Raw genomic sequence first — 2,294 nt, 5'->3', positions numbered from 1 at the left:
AGCAGGGCTCTGCCCTGCACCCGCCAAAGGTCTCGACCTTTGGAATCCAGAACTTATTCGCGCCAGCCGCAGCCCGTGAGGGCCGACCGCATGTGCTGCGGGGCTGGCGCCTCGGCCCGGATCGCGTCGCGCTTCGGGTAGAGCGGGATCGCGAGCGCGCGGGCATGGAGATGCAGCACGCCGTCGCGCGGGCCGCCGCCGTAGATCGGGTCGCCCAGGATCGGCCAGCCGGACTCGGCGCAGTGCACGCGGAGCTGGTGCGTGCGGCCGGTGACGGGCTTCAGCTCCAGCCAGGTCCGGCCGGCCGCCGGGTCGCGCCCGAGCACGCGCCAGTGCGTCAGCGACGGGTCGCCCGCCGGGTCGGCCTTCATCCACCACGAGCGCGGATCGGGCGAGCGCCGGGCGAGCGCGAGGTCGATGCTCCCGGCCTCCGCATCCGGACCGCCGACCACGACCGCCCAGTAGGTCTTCTCGATCGCCGAGCCTGCGAACAGCTTGCCGAGCCGGGCCAGCGCCTTGGCGTGGCGCCCGAGCGCGAGGCAGCCGGAGGTGTCGCGGTCGAGGCGGTGCACGGCCTCCGGCCGGCGCGGCAGGCCGAAGCGGAGCGCGTCGAGATGGTCGGTCAGGGTCTCGCCGCCCTTCGGCCCCGGATGCACCGGCAATCCCGCCGGCTTGTCGATGACGAGCAGCAGGGCATCGCGGTAGAGCAGGCGCGCGCCTATGTCAGGCAGGATCGGGGCGGACATCTCTCCCCGCTAGACCATTCCGGCGCGCCGGGACACCGGGCGCCAGCAAGGACGTGACGATGAGCGAGGACAAGCCGGGCTGGTTCGGACGCCTGTTCGGGCGGAAGGGCGCCGAGAAGGCGTCGGAGCCGCCCGCGGAGGAGACGCCGTCGCCGGACGAGGCGGCCTCGCTGGTCGATCCGGCCTCGCCCGCGGAGGGACATCCCGACTTCGCCACGGCGGCCGACGACGTCGCGCACGTGCCCCTGCCGCCGGAGGAGCCCGCGCCCGAGGCCCCTGCACGCAACACGGTGCCGGACGTCGTCGAGGGCGCCGACCTCATGCCGATCGAGGGACAGGAGGAGCGCCCGCCCGCCGGCACCGCGGGCGACGACCCGGCGCGCGGTGCCGAGCCCGCCGACACCACCTCCCAGGCGCGGGAGCCCAAGACTGGCGAGCCCGAGACCGGCGAGCCTGAGAGCCCGGACGAAGACCCGGCCTCCGTCCCCGACATCCAGCCGGTCGATGCGGCCGCCGCGCTCGCCTTCGACGCCGGGGCCGAGCCGCAGCGCGAGCCGGAGGCCCGCGGCTGGTGGAGCCGCCTCACGTCGGGGATGAAGCGCACCTCGTCGAACCTCTCGGAGCGGGTCACCGGGCTCTTCACCAAGCGCAAGCTCGACGCCACCACCCTGGAGGATCTGGAGGACGCCCTGATCCAGGCCGATTTCGGCGTCGAGACCGCGACCCGGATCTCCGACGCCGTCGGCAAGGGCCGCTACGAGAAGGGCATCTCGCCCGACGAGGTCCGGGCCATCCTGGCGACCGAGGTGGAGCGGGCGCTCGATCCGGTGGCGCAGCCGCTCGTCATCGACGCGTCCAGGAAGCCCTACGTCATCCTCTGCGTCGGGGTGAACGGGGCCGGCAAGACCACCACGCTCGGCAAGCTCTCGCTGAAGTTCCGGGCGGAAGGGCGCTCGGTGATGCTGGCGGCCGGCGATACCTTCCGGGCCGCGGCGATCGACCAGCTCAAGGTCTGGGGGGCGCGCACCAACACGCCGGTGATCAGCGGGGCGCAGGGCGCGGACGCGGCGGGCCTCGCCTTCGACGCGCTGAAACAGGCGCGGGAAGCCGGCACCGACGTGCTCCTCATCGACACCGCCGGCCGGCTCCAGAACAAGGCCGGGCTGATGGCGGAACTGGAGAAGATCATCCGGGTGATCCGCAAGTTCGATCCCGAAGCGCCGCACGCGACGCTGCTCGTGCTCGACGCGACGGTGGGCCAGAACGCGCTGAGCCAGGTCGAATTGTTCTCGCAGGCAGCACCCGTCTCGGGGCTGGTGATGACGAAGCTCGACGGCACGGCGCGGGGTGGCATCCTGGTGGCGCTCGCCGCGAAGTTCGGCCTGCCGGTGCACTTCATCGGCGTCGGCGAGGGCGTGGAGGATCTGGAGCCTTTCGCGGCCCGGGATTTCGCCCGGGCGATCGCCGGGCTGGAGAAGGCGTGAGCCGCACCGCGCTCTCCCTCCCCCCTCTGCGGGGGAGGGTGGCACCCGAAGGGTGACGGGAGAG

The 2,294-nt window shown here is 73.2% G+C and carries 2 protein-coding genes; one reads left to right on the top strand and one right to left on the bottom strand.

The window, feature by feature from the left end; all coding sequences use genetic code 11:
* Positions 1-53: 53 nt before the first annotated feature.
* Entirely contained in the window at positions 54-746 is a 693-nt protein-coding gene (locus AX737_RS29025; protein WP_066927420.1) for an RNA pseudouridine synthase, read from the bottom strand.
* Positions 747-805: 59 nt separating this feature from the next.
* On the opposite strand from AX737_RS29025, the gene ftsY reads away from it, so the two are divergent.
* Positions 806-2,230: a signal recognition particle-docking protein FtsY gene (gene ftsY, locus AX737_RS29020; protein WP_066927418.1), complete on the top strand. Its 1,425-nt coding sequence runs from the start codon at positions 806-808 to the stop codon at positions 2,228-2,230.
* The last annotated feature ends 64 nt before the right edge of the window (positions 2,231-2,294 follow it).

This window comes from Methylobacterium sp. CCH5-D2, assembly GCF_001556475.1.
GTDB classification, from domain to species: domain Bacteria; phylum Pseudomonadota; class Alphaproteobacteria; order Rhizobiales; family Beijerinckiaceae; genus Methylobacterium; species Methylobacterium hispanicum.
Note: the sequence above shows the minus strand (reverse complement) of the source record. Positions and strands in the feature narration are given on the sequence as shown.